At 66.2% G+C, this 17,294-nt stretch carries 12 protein-coding genes and 1 pseudogene; 7 read left to right on the plus strand and 6 right to left on the minus strand.

From position 1 onward, the window contains the following. Window positions 1-75: 75 nt before the first annotated feature. Window positions 76-465 (plus strand): hypothetical protein, encoded by a 390-nt coding sequence (locus tag ICJ04_RS13535; RefSeq protein WP_188324740.1) that lies wholly within the window; start codon window positions 76-78, stop codon window positions 463-465. A 16-nt stretch (window positions 466-481) separates the two neighbouring features. Beyond that, window positions 482-2,323, plus strand: coding sequence for a hypothetical protein (locus ICJ04_RS13540; RefSeq protein ID WP_188324741.1), 1,842 nt, complete (start codon window positions 482-484; stop codon window positions 2,321-2,323). Between the two features lie 12 nt (window positions 2,324-2,335). Here ICJ04_RS13540 and ICJ04_RS13545 read toward each other — a convergent pair whose 3' ends face one another. Both ICJ04_RS13545 and aspS read right to left on the minus strand, forming a co-directional pair. Then, window positions 2,336-2,890, minus strand: a complete 555-nt coding sequence (locus ICJ04_RS13545; RefSeq protein ID WP_188324742.1) for a GNAT family N-acetyltransferase — start codon at window positions 2,888-2,890, stop codon at window positions 2,336-2,338. Between the two features lie 57 nt (window positions 2,891-2,947). Beyond that, complete coding sequence (gene aspS / locus ICJ04_RS13550; protein WP_188324743.1) at window positions 2,948-4,696, minus strand: aspartate--tRNA ligase; 1,749 nt, start codon at window positions 4,694-4,696, stop codon at window positions 2,948-2,950. A 158-nt stretch (window positions 4,697-4,854) separates the two neighbouring features. Between aspS and ICJ04_RS13555 the strand changes: the two genes are divergently transcribed. Next, complete coding sequence (locus tag ICJ04_RS13555) at window positions 4,855-5,625, plus strand: DUF3011 domain-containing protein (RefSeq protein ID WP_188324744.1); 771 nt, start codon at window positions 4,855-4,857, stop codon at window positions 5,623-5,625. 270 nt (window positions 5,626-5,895) lie between these two features. Here ICJ04_RS13555 and ICJ04_RS13560 read toward each other — a convergent pair whose 3' ends face one another. Together ICJ04_RS13560 and ICJ04_RS13565 are read right to left on the minus strand one after the other, a co-directional pair. Next, window positions 5,896-6,537, minus strand: coding sequence for a hypothetical protein (locus ICJ04_RS13560; RefSeq protein WP_188324745.1), 642 nt, complete (start codon window positions 6,535-6,537; stop codon window positions 5,896-5,898). 82 nt (window positions 6,538-6,619) lie between these two features. Further along, window positions 6,620-6,820 (minus strand): annotated as a pseudogene (locus ICJ04_RS13565) (zinc ribbon domain-containing protein); the annotation flags it as partial. 120 nt (window positions 6,821-6,940) lie between these two features. Here ICJ04_RS13565 and ICJ04_RS13570 point away from each other — a divergent pair. Next, a complete protein-coding gene (locus ICJ04_RS13570; protein WP_188324747.1) occupies window positions 6,941-8,182 on the plus strand; it encodes an MFS transporter in 1,242 nt (413 codons plus the stop codon). Window positions 8,183-8,250: 68 nt separating this feature from the next. Continuing rightward, on the plus strand, window positions 8,251-10,491 hold the full coding sequence (gene ggpS / locus ICJ04_RS13575; protein WP_188327342.1) for a glucosylglycerol-phosphate synthase: 2,241 nt from the start codon (window positions 8,251-8,253) through the stop codon (window positions 10,489-10,491). A 115-nt stretch (window positions 10,492-10,606) separates the two neighbouring features. On the opposite strand, the gene bla is transcribed toward ggpS, so the two are convergent. Continuing rightward, window positions 10,607-11,521 carry a class A beta-lactamase gene (gene bla, locus ICJ04_RS13580; protein ID WP_188324748.1) on the minus strand — a complete coding sequence of 305 codons (915 nt, stop codon included), beginning with the start codon at window positions 11,519-11,521 and terminating at the stop codon, window positions 10,607-10,609. 176 nt (window positions 11,522-11,697) lie between these two features. Between bla and ICJ04_RS13585 the strand changes: the two genes are divergently transcribed. After that, entirely contained in the window at window positions 11,698-12,561 is an 864-nt protein-coding gene (locus ICJ04_RS13585; protein WP_188324749.1) for a LysR family transcriptional regulator, read from the plus strand. A gap of 130 nt (window positions 12,562-12,691) precedes the next feature. Here ICJ04_RS13585 and ICJ04_RS13590 read toward each other — a convergent pair whose 3' ends face one another. After that, the gene (locus ICJ04_RS13590; protein WP_188324750.1) at window positions 12,692-14,554 is read right to left on the minus strand and encodes an ATP-binding cassette domain-containing protein; all 1,863 of its coding nucleotides are present in this window, start codon (window positions 14,552-14,554) and stop codon (window positions 12,692-12,694) included. A gap of 328 nt (window positions 14,555-14,882) precedes the next feature. On the opposite strand from ICJ04_RS13590, the gene ICJ04_RS13595 reads away from it, so the two are divergent. Beyond that, window positions 14,883-17,264, plus strand: coding sequence for a TonB-dependent receptor (locus ICJ04_RS13595; protein WP_188324751.1), 2,382 nt, complete (start codon window positions 14,883-14,885; stop codon window positions 17,262-17,264). The last annotated feature ends 30 nt before the right edge of the window (window positions 17,265-17,294 follow it).

A 17,294-nucleotide genomic window follows, 5' to 3' on the forward strand; every position in this document is an offset into this window, starting at 1 on the left:
AGGCGTGCCTCAGCGTAACGGGCACACGCACTGTGCAGGCTATCCCTCCCTCCCTCCCTGCACCCGAACACATCGATGACTGCATCTCTGCCAGCCTGGGCACTGCCGATCCTTCAGCGCGCCGCGCAGCACCTTCCCTTGCCACTGGACATTTCCGCCGCAGCCTACACGCTGCTCGACGCCGTCGGGGTGGAATGGCACCTGGAGTGCTCGGCCGAGCAACTGCTGATCCACTGCCAACTTGCCGATGATGGCTTGCACTGCGATGCCGAACGGCTACGGGCATTGCTGGCCCACCATCACCAGCCACGGGTAATGGACGGCGCCTCCATCGCGCTTGATCCACGGACCGGTGTCCTGCGCCTGGTACAGGCGCATGCCAGCGACTCTCCTGCACTGGACGACCTGCCCGGCGCATTGCAGCGCCTGCAGGTCGTACGCCAGCGACTGCTCCACTCCCTCTGAACTTCTGGACTCCTCCATGCTGACATTGAGCATTCCCCAGACCTCCCCCTGTCTGCTTCCTGCTGCACCATCACGTGGCGCAGGCTCTCCCATCTGCGAACACGCCTCGCTGTTGTTCAGTGCGGCCGGACCCTCTGCACCAGTGCTCAGCCAGTCACGCGCTGCGGCCGAGTTCGACGTGGGCCGTGACTCGCGGAAGTTCGTCGCCGGCTGGGCGTGCGTGACGATGCTCGGCGGCAGCGTCGAAGTCCCTGCCGCCGAGCAGCGGATCCATCCAGCTGCCTTCTTCACCGCAGCCAACCCCACCGACAAGGCCACCCGCGACCTTTACCTCAAGGCCTACCAGCACCATTCGCATGACAGCCAGAGCGTGCGCCAGGAAATCGGCCGCACCGCGCTGGCGCAGGTCCTCGAGCAGGCGCAGCAGCTGGACCTGCAGGTACCTCTCGAGGATGTGAAGTTGCGGCAGGGCTATCGGATCGATGCCGTCACGGGCCAGGGCGTTCCCTACCTGCATCCCCGCGACGTGGATTTCAGCGCAGCCCTGGAGGCCGCGGATTCAAGCATCCACACCTTCCTGCCCGGCTATGCCACCGGCGACCGCTATTCGCTGATCCTTGCCATGTTGATCAATCCAAAGCTCAACGTATCCATCGCCTACAGCCGCGGCAACCAGGCCGAGCAGGCCCATGCCCGCGAGGCTTTCGAGGTCATCCGCACCGCTCTCACCGCCAGTAGGCAGGCGGACGCGGCCGATCGGGTGTCGCTGTACGAACACACCGGCAAAAGCCTGAAGGACGCGCGTGAATCGCTGGACGACAGCGCGACGCGCGCGGACTTCAGGCACGTGGAGGGTGCGGACTCGCCATTGGCAGGCGACGCCGAGCACCAGGGCACGCACGTCTTCCACATATCCGCCACCACCGAGCTGATCGCGCGCCGCTTCCGCGAACCGGACATGTCACCCGAGGATCGTTGCATCGATGTCCGCAACAAGCTCATCGCACTGGTCGATCCGGCCGAACGCACGCGCATCGACGCGCTCGTCGACACGGTCATTGCCGAACAGGGCATCCAGCCCGGTGCTGCCGCGCTATGGATCGCCGATCGCGAATATGCCAATGCCCGCGAAGCAGAGGCGATCTCCCGACCGATGATGTTCGAGCAGATCGCCGATGCGTTGGGCCCAGATAAAACGGGCGCAGCAGGTACCCGGGTGTACTGCATCGCCGATACCTACATCAACCGCGCACGCGATGAAAACGGCGAGGATCGGCTCACCGACCGTCATCCGTATCGTCCGCAGCTGCATCCACATGTCGGTCGTTTCTGGGCGGCCGAACTGAACGGTGAGCGCGTGCTGGCACCGCGTGAACACCAGTGGTACTTCATGCATAAGCTGCTGGACACCGTCGGTGGCCCGGTGATCGGCATCCGCAGCGGTGCGCTGGAACCGTTCGCGTTGATGGGGCACCAGGTGATCTATCTGGAGCACCACGACATGTTCACGCCAGACCGCCATGCCTGCTGGCAGGGCGTCATTCCCTACCACCGGCTGATCACCCATCACACCACCGGCTACCGCAACAAGGAAAGCGAAACCTACCGTGGCAACGAGCTGCGCAGCCTGCTCAGCGAGACGTTGCAGCGCAGGTTCAATCTGGGTGCCGCAGAGCCGGTGCACGGCCCCTGGCCTGATCGGCAGCAGTCGCTATCGCGAATGGGGGACGACCTGTCCAGCGGAATCCTCAGCGGCAACGAGCTGAAACTGCTGGTGGCGATGACGCAGAGCCGTAGCACGGCGGCGCAGACCGCCGCGTTGCCCGGTACGTTCAGCGCCGCACCACGCACCCGCTGAGCGGGCCCCTGCCTATGCTGTCGCCGGCTGATCGGCGGCAGCGACCAGCGGCCGTCGCAGGATGAACTCCAGGTCCTGGGTCTCACCCACCGGGAACAGGTATTCGCCCACTTTGTGGAAACCGTAGCGGGCGTAGAAGCGTTGTGCGCCGAAATTTTCCGACCACACTCCCAGCCACAGCGGACGCGGGCCGTCGCGCTCCAGCCAGGCCAGCGCGGTCTCCAGCAGCCTGCTGCCCCAGCCACAGCTCTGCTCGTCCTTGATCAGATACAGCCGCTTGAGTTCCCCGTCACCGGGCTGGACCTCGGCGTGCGGCAGGCCACACGGTCCTGCCGCGGCATGGCCAACCGCCACTCCGTCACGCTCCAGCAACCACACCGCGTAGTCGGGGTGGCCGAGGATCACCTGCTGTCGCTCGACGACGTAGTGCTCCTCAAGGAAGTCCTGCAGGTGCTGTGCCGGATACAGATGACCGAAGGTTTCCGTGAAGGTGCGCGCTGCCAGCACCGACAAGGTCGCGGCGTCATCGACAGTGGCACGGCGGATGGCGTAGTGGCCTGCGGTCATGGCGCTCTCCAGGGTGGCGAGCGTGACGGCGGGAAGCCGACACGCCAAGGAAACGGGTCAGCCCTTCGGTCGCACCTGGATATGCACTTCTGCCAGCTGCACATCGGCGATCGGCGACGGTGCATCCGTCATCAGGCACTGCGCACCGGTGGTTTTCGGGAACGGAATGACATCGCGGATGGATTCGGTGCCCGCCATCAAAGCAGCAATGCGGTCGATGCCGAAGGCGATGCCGCCATGCGGCGGTGCGCCGTAGTTCAGCGCATCCAGCAGGAAGCCGAACTTCGCCCGGGCTTCGTCCGCGTCGATGCCCAGCAGTTCGAATACCGCGCTCTGCATGTCGGGGCGATGGATGCGGATCGAACCGCCGCCGATCTCGTTGCCGTTCAATACCATGTCGTAGCCGCGCGACACAGCGGTCTTCGCGTTCGTGCGCAGATCGGCAATGTCATCCACCGCAGGCGCGGTGAAGGGGTGATGCAGGGCGACGTAACGCTGCGCCTCCTCGTCCCATTCGAACATCGGGAAATCGGTGACCCACAGCGGCGCCCAGCTGTCGGCGACCAGGCCGAATTCCTTGCCGGCCTTGAGCCGCAGCGCGCCCATGAAGTCGGACACCTTGTTGTAGCCACCTGCGCCGAAGAACACGATATCGCCATTGCCGGCCCCCACATGGGCGACCAGCGAGGCGAAGCCTTCTTCAGTGAAGAACTTGGCGATCGGCGAGCTGACTTCGCCGTTGTCGCCGATCTTGATGTAAGCCAGGCCTTTGGCGCCGTACTTGGCAGCGTGCGCGGCATACTCGTCGATCTGTTTGCGGCTCAGGCTGGCGCCACCGGGAATGCGCAGCGCGGCGACGCGGCCGTCGGCATCGTGGGCAGCGGCCGTGAACACCGGGAACTCACTGGACTTGACCAGCTCGGCCACGTCCACCAACTCCAGTGCGATGCGCAGGTCCGGCTTGTCCGACCCATAACGACGCATCGCCTCGGCCCAGGTCATGCGCGGGAAGCTCGCCGCCAGTTCGACGTCGATCACTTCCTTGAAGATGCAGCGGATCATGTTCTCGACAAAATCCTGCACGTCCTGCTCGCGCACGAAGGCGAACTCCATGTCCAGCTGGGTGAACTCCAACTGGCGATCTGCGCGCAGGGCCTCGTCGCGGAAACAGCGCGCGATCTGGTAGTACCGATCAAAGCCGGCCACCATCAGGATCTGCTTGAACAGCTGCGGACTCTGCGGCAACGCGTAGAACTCACCCGGGTGCATGCGCGCCGGCACCAGGAAGTCGCGGGCGCCCTCCGGGGTGGCCTTGGTCAGGATCGGGGTTTCGATATCCTGGAAGCCTTCGCCATCCAGGTGGCGACGCAGGGCCTGCACGAGCTTGATCCGGGTGCGCTGCATGCGCTGCATCTCCGGGCGTCGCAGGTCCAGGTAGCGGTACTTCAGGCGGGTTTCTTCGCCCGGATTTTCATGGGCGTGGAAGGGCAGCGGGGCTGCCTTGTTGAGCACGGTGATGGCGGTGGCGATGACTTCCACCTTGCCCGTGCGCATCTTGTCGTTGACCGCGTGGCGGGCACGCACGACGCCCTCCACCTGCAGCACGTCCTCATAGCCCAGCGACGCGGCCACCGCGAACACGGCGGCGTTGTCGACCTCCACCGTCACCTGCACGATGCCCTCATGATCGCGAAGATCGATGAAGCAGACGCCGCCCTGGTTACGGGCCACGTCGGTCCAGCCGGCGAGGGTGACAGTCTGGCCGATCAGGGTTTCATCGATCAGGCCGCAGAAGTGGGTACGCATGGGGGAAGCTCCGCTGGAGTACGCCGGCACCAGGAGGGGCCGGAAAGCCCGTTATTCTGCGGCCCAGCCCCCTCCGGGGGCAAATCCCGCGCGGTCACGTGGATTTAATCCACCCGGTTCGTATAGTCGCGCACCATCGACTGCTCGGGGATGTCGCCATGAACCGTTGGACTCTGGCCTGTCTGGCCGTCGCTTTGGCCGGCTCGACCGCCCTGCCCGCTGCACACGCACAGGTCGGGACCCGTGCCTACGCGCCGGAAAACCTCGCCCAGCTCACGGCCAATGACCGGATCCGGGTGATCAGCCAGGAATATGCGGATCAGTCCAACGGACGGCGCATTCCTGACGACCAACTGCGCTTCTATCTGGACCAGGTCAGCTCGGGCTGGGCGTTTTCGCGCATCAAGCAGGACATATCCACCTCACTGAGAGGCGCCGGCCAAGGAGGCTCCGGCGGTTGGAATGATGGCCGGCCGGGTGGCAGTCACGGCGGCAACGCCGGTAATAGCGGGACGATCCGCTGCGAGAGCCAGAACAACCGCGAGCGCGTCTGCAACGCCGGCTGGCGCAATGCCCGACTGGTCCGCCAGATATCCGGCACGGCCTGCGTGGAAGGGCGCACCTGGGGCGTGCGGGATGGCGCGGTATGGGTGAACGGCGGCTGCCGCGCCGAGTTCGCGGAAGCGCGCGGGCAAGGCAACGGCGGCAACTGGGGCGGTGGCTGGAACAGTGGCAACGCCAACTACAGTGTCACCTGCAGCAGCAATGACAAGCGCCGCAGCACCTGCGCGTGGGAAGCCCGCCGCGGCCAGCCGGTACTGCTGCAGCAACTGTCCGGCAGCGCCTGTCGCGAGGGCCAGAGCTGGGGCTACAGCAATGGCAGCCTGTGGGTCAGCAACGGCTGCCGCGCCCGCTTCGGCCTGCGCTGAGACACCGGCAACGGAAGCGCCAAGGGCGGTCACGCATTCCGCCGAGCATGGCTCGGCGCTACCACGGCGTGCGGGATCGGTAGCGCCGACCCATGGTCGGCGAGCGCAGCGGCAAGGGCGTCCGAGGCCGGTAGCGCCGACCCACGGTCGGCGAGCGCAGCGGCAAGGGCGTCCGAGGCCGGTAGCGCCGACCCACGGTCGGCGAGCGCAGCGGCACAGGTGTCCACGCATTCCGCCGAGCATGGCTCGGCGCTACCACGGCGTGCGGATTCAGGGCGCGGCTGAGCGGTCCGCACCCCACGGGGCCGGCGGCAGCGCCACAGGGCGGGTCAGGTCGAACACTACCCGGAAGCGCCGCCCGTCAGGGCGCGTGAGCTCGTAAACGAACTCCTCGTCCGGCTTGATCTCCATTGCCCACGTGTTGTGCGTGGAGGCCAGCATGTCCGCCTTGCGGAACATCGCCACCGAATCGGTATCGGCCGGAAACTGCTGCCGCTCTGCCGTACCCGGTGGCTTGCTGTCGCCCCCATACAGGGTGATCGCATCGGGACTGCCGTCTTCGTGCCGGTGGTCGTGCTTCAGCCGCAGCCCGTGCTCGGTGCGGCTGAGCACCCACGTCCGCGAATGGTCGTCACCCACGTGAAACGGAATGCGCACTTCGCGGGAAGTGTCCTCGCAGCCGCGTACGTGCATCACCAAGCGCTTGCCGGCGAACGGGGCGGGGCCGGTGGCGACCGGATTATCCTCGACGATCTCGCCGGCGTAGGCCTTGCCGCAGTGCGCGGCCACGCTGGCCAGGAAAGCATCCGCGGGCGCCGTCGCCACCTCGTTGGACACCACGTGGCGGGATTTTCCATCGCAGCCCGCCAGGGCCAGCAGCCCCATCATGGGTATGAGTCGAAGCATGTTCATCGCTCCACCCTACCCAGCCACGCCACTCCGCGCAAACCTGCCGTGATCAGTCGCCGCTGCTCGTCGGCACCGCGGCAGGCTTCTCGACGAGGTTCTTTTTGTTCTTGCCGAAGTCGGTCTCATACCAGCCGCCACCGGCCAGGCGGAACGACGGCGCGGTGATCTGCCGCTTCACCGTGGACTTGCCGCACTGGGGACAGTCGACGGGGTCGGCGTCGGCAATTTTCTGCAGACGGTCGAAGGCGTGGCCGCAGTCGGTGCAGGCGAAGGCGTAGATCGGCATGGCGTGGGCATCGCAGGGGTATCGAGCCGCGCATGGTAAGCCATTGCAACAGGGAGGTCAGGTCCGCTGTGTTAAGGTCGTTGACGTGTTTGCCCAACCTTCCCCACGAAGGTCGCACCCATGTTGCGGCTGACTTCCCTGCTGCTTGGCGTGGCTTTGCTGCTTACCGGCGGCGGCCTGCTCGGCACCCTGCTGGCCGTGCGCGGCGGGCAGGAAGGCTTCAGCGCCAACGCGCTGGGCTGGGTGATGTCCGGCTATTTCGCCGGCTTTTTCGTCGGCACGTTCACCGCCCCGCCGCTGATCCGCCGGATGGGCCACAGTCGCGCTTTCGCCTTCCATGCCGCGCTGGCGACGATGGCCGTCCTGCTGCATCCCTTGTGGCTCGACCCATGGGGCTGGGGGCTGCTCCGCGTGGTCACCGGCATCGCGCTGGTCGGCCTGTACACGGTGATCGAAAGCTGGCTCAACGCCGAGCCGGATCCGCAACGACGCAGCCGCGTCTTTTCGCTGTACATGATGATCAACCTGTCTGCGCTCGCCTTGGGCCAGGTTCTGCTGATGCTCGGCGATGCCGGTGCAGCGGCGATGTTCACGGTCACCGCCCTGCTCGTCTGCGCCGCGATGCTGCCGGTGACCGCTACCCGCCTGCAGCAGCCCGATGTGCCCAATGTGCCGCGCCTGAAGTTGGCCAACCTCTACACGCTGGCCCCCGTCGCCACCGTGGCTGCCGGCCTTTCCGGGCTTGCCATGGGGCCCTTCTGGGGCCTGCTGCCGGTGTACGCCGGCGAGATCGGCCTGAGCGGCGATGGCGTGCCGTTGTTCATGCTGACTGCCATCGCCGGCGGCGCCCTGCTGCAGTGGCCGCTCGGGCGCATCAGCGACGGGCATGACCGCCGCATCGGCCTGCTGGCTGTCAGCCTGGCAGCCGCTGGGTTGGGCGTGTTGGCGGCGATGCCACTGATCCAACAGCAGATCCACGTGATGTTCCTGCTGGTGTTCTGCTACGGCGGCCTGGTGTTCGCGCTGTATCCGTTCGCTGTCGCCCACATGCTCGATTATCTGGCCAGCGAAGACCTGCTGTCCGGCTGCAGCAGCCTGTTGCTGGTCCATGGCGTGGGCGCGGCGATCGGGCCGGCCATCGCCGGCGCGCTGATGACCCGCTTCGGGGCACCGGCCCTGCCGCTGTATTTCGCCGTGGTGCTGGCCTGTCTGGCCGCCTTCACCGCCACCCGCCTGTTGCGCCACGCGCGCCTGCGCACCCATCCGGCTCCCTTCCGCGCGATGGTGCGGACCACCCCGTCCGCGCTGGAGCTGATGCCGGAAACCGAAACTCCCCTCCACCCTGAAAAGGAAACACATTGACTGTCGAGTACCCTACCCTTGCAACCGAACCCGCTGTCCCCGCTACTGAAATCGCAGCACCGCCACAGCTGATCCTCGCCACCGACCTCGATGGCACCTTCCTTGCCGGCAGCGCCGCGCAACGGCACCGCCTCTACCGGTTGATCGACCAGCATCCCGGCATCTCCCTCATTTTCATCACCGGCCGCGGCCTGGAAGCGGTGATGCCGCTGTTGTCCGACCCCTCCATCCCGGTGCCCGATTACATCGTCTGCGACGTCGGCGCCACGGTGGTCGACGGCCACACGCTGCAGCCCGTGCAGCCGCTGCAGTCCATGATCGATGCGCACTGGCCCGGTGAGCACGTGGTCGCCGAGGCCATGCGGCCGTTCACCGCGCTGCAGCGCCAGGATGTGCCCCAGGAGCGCCGGTGTTCGTATTTCTGCGATCCGGAGACCCTGGCGCCACTGCGCGCGCAGATCGAACAGACCGCGCGCGGTCTCGGCTGCGACGTGCTGTACTCGGCTGACCGTTACCTGGATATCCTGCCGCCCGGCACCGACAAGGGCCGCACGCTGGCCGCACTGGCACGTACGCTGGACCTGGAGGTCGATCGCATCCTCGTGGCCGGCGACACGCTCAACGACCTGTCGATGTATGTCGCCGGCTTCCGCGGCGTCTGCGTCGGCCAGTCAGAGGCCGCTCTGCTGGAGGCGACCGACGGGCAGGAGCGCACCCTGCATGCCGAAGCACCCGGCTGTGGCGGCATCCTCGAAGCCATTACACACTTCGGCTTGCTCGACGCCCGTGATCCGCACCTGGCCGCACCGGCGCCGGTGTCCCACGAAGGCGCCAAGCTGCTGATGGTCTATCACCGCATGCCGTTCGATGAGAGCTTCGAAGACGGCAAGCTGGTGCAACGGCCGCCGCGCTCGCCGAATGGCATCATTCCGTCGCTGCTGAGTTTTTTCAAAGGCGGGCAACAGGGCAGCTGGATCGCTTGGGGCATCGACGATCCCAAGCATCGGCCGTTCCAGCGACATGTGACCGTAGACGAAGCGCAGTACCCCACCTTGCGCGCGACACGGGTGCCGCTCAGCCGCCAGGAAGTGGACATCTTCTACAAGCGCTTTTCCAAGGAAGCCTTCTGGCCGATGCTGCACGTGTTCTGGGAACGCGCGCGCTTCCGCGAGGATGACTGGCAGGTCTTCCTGAAGGTCAACCGCAAGTTCGCCGAAGCCACCGCCGCCGAAGCCGCACACGGGGCGACGGTGTGGATCCACGACTACAACCTGTGGATGGTGCCGGCGTACCTGCGCGAGCTGCGCCCGGACGTCAAGATCGCCTTCTTCCATCACACCTATTTCCCGTCCGCGGATGTGTTCAACGTGGTGCCGTGGCGTCGCGAGATCATCGGCAGCCTGCTGGCGTGTGACTACGTGGGCTTCCACATCCCGCGCCAGGTGGAGAATTTCGTCGACGTGGTGCGGGGGGCGGCTCCGGTGGAGCGGCTGGCGTGGGAGAACTGCGCACCCCGCTTCCTCACCTACGGCTGCGCGGTGGGCCTGGACACCATGACCACGCGCTTGCGCGTGGGCGACCGGGAGGTGGCACTGGGCGCACATCCGGTCGGCACCGATCTGGGTCGTATCCACGACACGCTGGCGCGTAGCGATGTGCGCAATGACATCTTCAAGCTGCGCCGCGAAATCGGGGCGCGCAAGCTGGTGCTGTCGGTGGAGCGGCTGGACTACACCAAGGGCACGCTCGCCAAGCTGGAAGCCTTCGAACGTGTGCTGGAGCAGCATCCCGAACAGCAGGGCAAGGTCACGCTGCTGATGGTCTGTGTGCCCGCGGCACGCGAAATGACCATCTACCGCACCCTGCAGAACCAGATCGAGCAGGCCGTAGGTCGCATCAACGGACGCTTCGCGCGGCTGGACTGGACCCCGGTGCGCTTCTTCGCCCAGGCCCTGCCGTTCGAGGAGGTCGTTGCACATTACGCCGCCGCACAGGTGATGTGGATCACCCCGCTGCGTGATGGCTTGAACCTGGTGGCGAAAGAGTTCGTCGCCACGCAAGGCATCGAAGGCAGCAACGGCGTGCTGGTGCTGAGCGAGTTCGCGGGAGCAGCAGCCGAGCTGAAGGGCGCCGTGTTGACCAACCCGCATGATCCGGCCGATCTTGCCGCCGGCTTGATGCAGGCCCTGTCCATGCCGGACGAAGAAGCCGGCGGTCGCCTGCGCCAGTTGTATGGCATCGTCGAACACTACGATGTGGACCGCTGGGGACGCGATTTCCTCGACGCGGTGGACAAAGCGAGCGCCTGAGCAGGCGCAATGCCGAATCGGCCGCACCGCGCATTGCGCGGTGCACTGACGTAGCGCCGAGCCATGCTCGGCGCGCACACCGCGCGGCATGCATTAGCCCGGCGCTTACAGGGCGTCAGACGATCATTCGGTCCGCCAGCACGCCTACCTGCTTGAGCACCACGTCGCGCATCGTGCCGTCGACCGTCGCCCCCTGCAGGTAGCTGGTCAGGATCCACGGCGTGCCGCCGGCCAGCGGCCACAGCACAGCGATGTCGTTGCTTATGCTTTTGCCATCCCCGCCGGTACGGTCGCCGATACGCCAGCGTTGACCCAGGCCTGCGCGCAGGCGGGCATCGCCGGTCGCGTTATCGATCAACCAATCGGTCAACTGCAGCCGCGATGCGTCGTTCAGCACGTTGCCCAGCACGATGCGGCGCAGGCTGCCGGCCGTTGCCACTGGACTGGTCGTATCACGTGGGTCACCGGGCTCGAAGCGGTTCATTTCCGGCTCGTAGCGGTCATTGCGCGTCACGTCGTCGCCGTTGGCCCGCAGGAAAGCGGTGATGCCCGCCGGCCCGCCGAGCAGTCGCAACAGCAGATTGGCCGCCGGATTATCGCTGGTCATCATCGTTGCCCGGCACAGATCACGCACGGTGAGATCCTTGCCCACATGGCGGGACGTGATGGGCGCATGCTCGATCAGGTCAACCGCCCGCATCGGGATGCGCCGGTCCAGCAGACCGGGACTGCGCTCGGACTGATGCAGCGCAGCGGCACCCAGCAGCCACTTGAAGGTGCTGCACATCGGGAACAGCTCCTTCTGTCGATGCCCGGCGATCACCTTGCCCTGGTCGTCCATCAGGGCCACACCGAGGCGCCCGCCACTGAGGCGCTCGAGCGCGTCGAAATCCTTCGCCTCTGCAATGGCGCCTGCGGCGGAAACGGCCGCGGGCGTCCCCGTCGCCGCGGTACGGGCCAACAGGGGAGCAGCAGCCAGCGAGGCGAGTGCAGCGCCCCCTGCCTTCAGGAAACGGCGTCGGTCGGTCATGGGAAATCTCCAGTGCAATGAAACGTGAGTATCGAAGGGAACATGCAGCGCAACCAGCTGATAGTTTCAGCAGGAGCCATGAGCCAGATGAATGCCTTCTGCCATAACCCACCCTGAAAATCGGTGCATTGAATCTAGAATGAGTGGATTCCATAACCCTTGCTCACGGCTCTCCTATGCTGCGTTCCCAGCTTCCGCTTGCCGCGCTGCGTGCGTTCGAAGCCGCCGCACGCCACCAGAATCTCACCCGTGCCGCCTTGGAGCTGTGTGTCAGTCAAGCCGCACTGAGCCACCAGATCCGGCAGCTCGAAGGCCGCTTGGGTACGCGACTTTTCCACCGCTTGCCACGCGGCGTTGCACTGACCGACGAAGGGGCCGCGTTGTATCCCGTGCTGAACGAGGCCTTCGACCGCATCGGGGCGGCCGTGGCGCGATTCGGTGGCGCCAGCGGCAGGCGGGATGTGCTCACCATCGGGGTAGTGGGCACATTCGCGTGCGGTTGGCTGTTGCCACGCCTGTCCTCGTTCGAGAGCGCTCATCCGCACATCGAGCTGCGCGTGCAGACCCATAACAACCGCATCGATCTGGCCGGGGAAGGTCTCGATCTGGCCATCCGCTTCGGTGACGGAGACTGGCAGGGGCAAGAGTGCACACAGGTGCTCGACGCGCCATTCGCGCCACTCTGCGCACCCGCGGTGGCGCGTCGGCTGCACAGCCCGCGTGATCTCGCCCAACTCACCTTGCTGCGTTCGTACCGCAGCGATGAGTGGCCCTACTGGCTGCAGGCTGCCGGCGTGCAAGGTGTGGAAGCGCGCGGCCCGGTCTTTGATTCCTCGTTGACCTTGGCAGCGGCAGCGGCAGGAGGCACTGGCGTGGCCCTGCTGCCGCTATGCATGTTCGAGCAGGAACTGGCCGAGGGTCGGCTGGTGCAACCGTTCCCGCAGACCGTCGCGCTGGGCAGTTACTGGCTGGCGCGCCTGCGCTCGCGGCCAGAGCGCGAGCCCGCCGCGCGCTTCCGGGAATGGCTGCAGAGCGCGTGATGCGGGGTGAGTTGAGGTGGGGGGACGTCGGGGTCCTGGTAGAGCCGACTTCAGTCGGCTCTACCCTCGCCTCTACCGTCAGCGTCAGCGCCGACGTCAGCGTCAGCGCCACCATCGGCGCCGCCGCGGCTCAGCCGTCCAGTAGCGCCATCCAGGCCGCTTCGGCCTTTTCCAGTTGGGCGGCGGCGGTTTCGCGGTCGCGTCCCAGCACCGCCATCCGCGTCGGATCGGCGTAGCTGGCCGGGTCGGCCAACTGGCGGTCCAGCTCGGCCAAACTGGCTTCAAGCTCAGCCACCTTGGCCTCTGCAGCGGCCAGCTTGTGCGGGTTCGGTGCCTTCTTCTGCACGACCTGGGCGACCGGCTCGGTCTTGACCGCAGCGGCGGCCGGCTCGGGCAGCTTGCCCTTGGTGCCCTGCGCCTGCGGGCGCGTGCGCAGCCACGATGCATATTCATCCAGATCGCCATCGAACGGCTCGACCACGCCGTCGGCCACGCGCCAGAACGTATCGCAGACCAGACCGATCAGATGGCGGTCATGCGACACCATCACGATCGCGCCTTCAAAGTCACTCAGCGCCTCGGCCAACGCTTCGCGCATTTCCAGGTCAAGGTGGTTGGTCGGCTCATCGAGCAGCAGCACGTTCGGCTGCTGGTAGGCGATCAGTGCCAGCGCCAGGCGCGCGCGCTCGCCACCGGAGAATCCATCCACCGGCTCGAAGGCACGGTCGCCGGCGAAATTCCACTTGCCGAGGAAATCCCGGAACGACTGGTTCGGCGCATCCGGCGCGATGTCGCGGAAGTGCTCCATCGGCGATTGCCCTTCGTGCAGCGATTCCACCGTGTGCTGGGCGAAGTAGCCGATGCGCAGGTCCGGATGGGCCGCGCGGTCGCCCGCGATGGGGTTCAGTTCGCCCACCAGGGTTTTCACCAGGGTGGTCTTGCCGGCGCCGTTCGGGCCCAGCAGGCCGATGCGCTGGCCCGCCTCCAGGCCGAAGCCCACATCGTGCAGGATCACCGAATCGGCGCCGTAGCCGGCCTCGACATGGTTCAGCCGGATCAGCGAGAACGGCAGCTTCGCGGGCGGGGCGAACTCGATGCGGAACTCCCGCTCGGCGCGCACGGCTTCGGTGCCGGCCATCTTCGCCAGTCGCTTCATGCGGCTCTGTGCCTGCGCGGCCTTCGACGCGGTCGCCTTGAAGCGGTCGATGAAGCTCTGCAGGTGGGCGCGCTCGTTCTGTTCTTTCTCGTGCGCGATCTGCTGCTGGCGCAGCTGCTCGGAACGCTGCCGCTCGAAATCGGTGTAGCCGCCCGGGTACAGCTTGGCGCCCCCGTTATGCAGGTGCAGGGTGTGGGTGGCGACGTTGTCGAGGAACTCGCGGTCATGCGAGATCAGCAGCAGCGTGCCCGGATACTTCAACAACCACTGCTCCAGCCAGTACACCGCGTCCAGATCCAGATGGTTGGTCGGCTCATCGAGCAGCAGCAGGTCACTGGGCATCATCAGCGCGCGCGCAAGGTTCAGGCGCACGCGCCAGCCACCGGAGAACGAGGACACCGCACGGTGATGCGTTTCAGCGGGGAAGCCCAGGCCGTGCAGCAGCTTGCCAGCGCGCGCTTCGGCGTCGTAAGCGCTGACTTCAGCCATCTTCGTGTGCGCCTCGGCCACCGCTTCCCAGTCTTCACGCGCGGTGGCGGCGGCTTCTTCGGCAAGTACCGCAGCAACCGCCACGTCGCCGCCCAGCACGAAGCTCAGCGCGGGGTCGGGCAACGACGGGGTTTCCTGCGCCACGCTGGCGATGCGCACCCGGCCAGGCAGCTCGACATCGCCTTTGTCAGCTTCCAGTTCGCCCTGCACGGCCGCGAACAGACTGGACTTGCCAGCGCCGTTGCGGCCCACCACGCCCACCCGGTAACCGGCATGCAGGGTCAGGTCGACGTTGGACAACAGCAGCCGCTCGCCGCGGCGCAAGGCGAAATTACGGAGGGAGATCATTGGGGGAGGTCCATATAACGGAATGGAATGTGCTGGTGAGCACCTTTCCTGCGACGCAATTCTAACGTTAACGAATACTTGACGTATCCCGGGGGCACGCCAAGGGCGCCTCTCTCTCTCCCACGGAGGGTGCCCCACGGCTCCCGGGCCTCTCACCCCCACTCCTGCCAGAACCGCTAAACCGTTGCATTTGCAATAGTTTTTGACGTTACCGTCATTTGACAGGGGATTAAATTGTCGTTAATTGCTTGATTGCGCGCCGCAACACGCCGTCCCGCTCCCCGAGATGTCGCCCGGTGCCGCCGCCCCCAACCGGAGCCACGTCCAGATGACCCGCAAGACCCGCCCGCTCGCCGCCGCCATCGCCGTGGTGCTCGCCGCCTCCAGCTTCGCCGCCGCCGCACAGACCGCCAACACCCTCGACACGGTGATCGTCACCGGCACCCGCGTGGCCGACCGTACCGTCGCCGAATCGCAGTCGCCGATCGACATCATCACCCCCGAGGCCCTGCAGTCCACCGGCACCTCCGAGCTGGCCACCGCGCTGTCGCGCGCCCTGCCCTCGCTGAACTTCCCCCGCCCGGCGCTCACCGACGGCACCAGCGGCATCCGTCCCGCCCAGCTGCGCGGCCTCTCGCCGGATCAGGTGCTGGTGCTGGTGGACGGCAAGCGCCGGCACACCTCGGCAATGATCAACGTCAACGGCAGCATCGGCCGCGGCTCGTCGGCGGTGGACATCAATGCCATCCCGATCGGTGCCATCGAGCGGGTGGAAGTGCTGCGTGACGGTGCGTCGGCCCAGTACGGGTCGGATGCCATCGCCGGTGTGATCAACATCGTGCTCAAGGGCAGTGGCACGGGCGGCAGCCTGGCCATCGACCACGGCCAGTACGCGGCGGGCGATGGCAACAAGGACCAGCTGTCCGGCGATGCCGGCTTCACCTTCGGCGACGGTCGCGGTCAGGTGCACGTGGCCGGCCAGTACAGCCAGCAGGACGAAAGCAACCGCGCCGGGCCATACCAGGGCACCACCCCGAACACCGGCAACTTCCCCGACATCGGTGAGAAGACCTTCGTGGTCGGCGATCCGCAGGTCGATGCCTCGGCGGTGTCGGCCAACGCCAGCTTCGCGTTCAGTGACAACGTCACCGGCTACGCCAACGCGATGCTCAGCAACCGCGACATCACCTCGTTCGCGTTCTACCGCTCGCCCAACCACCTGGCACAGACCGCCCTGCTGGCCCAGGTCTACCCGGACGGCTATGTGCCGCAGATCAACCAGTACTCCAAGGACCGTTCGGTCGTTGCCGGCGTGAAGGGAAGCACGGAAAGTGGCTGGACCTGGGACCTGAGCGCCAACCATGGCGAGAACACGCTCGATTTCCACACCCGCAACAGCATCAACTACAGCCTGGGTGCGACCAGCCCGAGTTCCTTCTACGACGGCACGCTGAAGTACACGCAGGACATCTTCAACGCGGACTTCACCAAGTCGCTGGACTGGGGCCTGGCGTATCCGGTCACCCTGTCGTTCGGTGGTGAGTACCGTCGCGAAACCTGGGAACAGCGCCAGGGCGAGCTGAACTCGTACACCGGCAGCGGTGCGCAGGGCTTCGGCGGCTTCACGCCGATCAACGCCGTGGACGAAGACCGCCACAACTACGCGGTCTATGCGGGGCTGGAAGCGGACCTGACCGACAAGTTCTCCGCCGGCGTCACCGGCCGCTACGAGGACTACTCGGACTTCGGCGACAAGTTCTCCGGCAAGCTGTCGGCGCGCTACGCGTTCACCGACAAGGTGGCCCTGCGTGCTACCGCGTCCAGTGGCTTCCGCGCCCCGTCGCTGGCCCAGCAGAGCTATCAGGCCGTGACCAGCACCATCGTCAACGGCAACTTCGTCGAGCGTGGCACCTTCCCCGCGGGCAGCGCCGCCGCGCAGGCACTGGGTTCGGCACCGCTGAAGGCCGAGACCTCCACCTCCTACAGCGTCGGCCTGGTGCTGCAGCCGGTGGATCGCCTGTACCTGACCGTGGATGCGTACCAGATCGAGATCGATGACCGTATCGCGTTGTCGTCCAACATCACCACCACCGGCAACACGGCTGTCGCCGACCTGCTGACCGGCCTTGGCCTGCCGCAGGTGACGGCGTTCTCGTACTTCACCAATGGCCTGGATACCCGCACGCGCGGTGTCGATGCGGTGGCCAGTTACACCGTGCCGTTCACCGCCAGCAGCCTGGAACTGACCGCGGCCTACAGCTACAACGACACGGAAGTGCAGAAGTTCGATGCCTCACCGGCCACCTTCCAGGCGCTGGGCATCACCCAGGCGCTGATCGGCCGCGATGAAATCGGCCGTATCGAAGACAGCTTCCCGCGTGACAAATCGATCGTCAGCGGCACGTGGCGTTCGGATCACTGGGAGCTGGGCCTGGCCGCCACGCGCTACGGCAGCTTCACCGTGCGCAACTCCGCCACCGCCACCCGCGACCAGACCTACGACGCGAAATGGGTGCTGGATGCATCGGCCAGCTACAAGCCCAGCGACAACTGGACCCTGACCCTGGGTGCCGACAACCTGCTGGACGAATACCCCGACCGCACCGTCGACCTGCAGAACTCCACCTGGGGCATGCTGCCGTACAGCAACTATTCGCCGTTCGGCTTCAATGGCGCGTACGTGTACGGGCGCATCCGTTACACCTGGTAACAGGCAGCATGCCGTCGCTCGGCATCACCA

Origin of the sequence: Stenotrophomonas sp. 169 (genome assembly GCF_014621775.1) — a bacterium.
In the GTDB taxonomy this organism is placed as follows: domain Bacteria; phylum Pseudomonadota; class Gammaproteobacteria; order Xanthomonadales; family Xanthomonadaceae; genus Stenotrophomonas.

Excerpts from the sequence above, each read along its gene's own strand:
- ICJ04_RS13595 (WP_188324751.1), top strand. The coding sequence starts at position 14,883 with ATGACCCGCAAGACCCGCCCGCTCGCCGCCGCCATCGCCGTGGTGCTC.
- ICJ04_RS13545 (WP_188324742.1), bottom strand. The coding sequence starts at position 2,890 with ATGACCGCAGGCCACTACGCCATCCGCCGTGCCACTGTCGATGACGCC.
- aspS (WP_188324743.1), bottom strand. The coding sequence starts at position 4,696 with ATGCGTACCCACTTCTGCGGCCTGATCGATGAAACCCTGATCGGCCAG.
- bla (WP_188324748.1), bottom strand. The coding sequence starts at position 11,521 with ATGACCGACCGACGCCGTTTCCTGAAGGCAGGGGGCGCTGCACTCGCC.
- ICJ04_RS13555 (WP_188324744.1), top strand. The coding sequence starts at position 4,855 with ATGAACCGTTGGACTCTGGCCTGTCTGGCCGTCGCTTTGGCCGGCTCG.
- ICJ04_RS13535 (WP_188324740.1), top strand. The coding sequence starts at position 76 with ATGACTGCATCTCTGCCAGCCTGGGCACTGCCGATCCTTCAGCGCGCC.
- ICJ04_RS13585 (WP_188324749.1), top strand. The coding sequence starts at position 11,698 with ATGCTGCGTTCCCAGCTTCCGCTTGCCGCGCTGCGTGCGTTCGAAGCC.
- ICJ04_RS13570 (WP_188324747.1), top strand. The coding sequence starts at position 6,941 with ATGTTGCGGCTGACTTCCCTGCTGCTTGGCGTGGCTTTGCTGCTTACC.
- ICJ04_RS13560 (WP_188324745.1), bottom strand. The coding sequence starts at position 6,537 with ATGAACATGCTTCGACTCATACCCATGATGGGGCTGCTGGCCCTGGCG.
- ICJ04_RS13590 (WP_188324750.1), bottom strand. The coding sequence starts at position 14,554 with ATGATCTCCCTCCGTAATTTCGCCTTGCGCCGCGGCGAGCGGCTGCTG.
- ICJ04_RS13540 (WP_188324741.1), top strand. The coding sequence starts at position 482 with ATGCTGACATTGAGCATTCCCCAGACCTCCCCCTGTCTGCTTCCTGCT.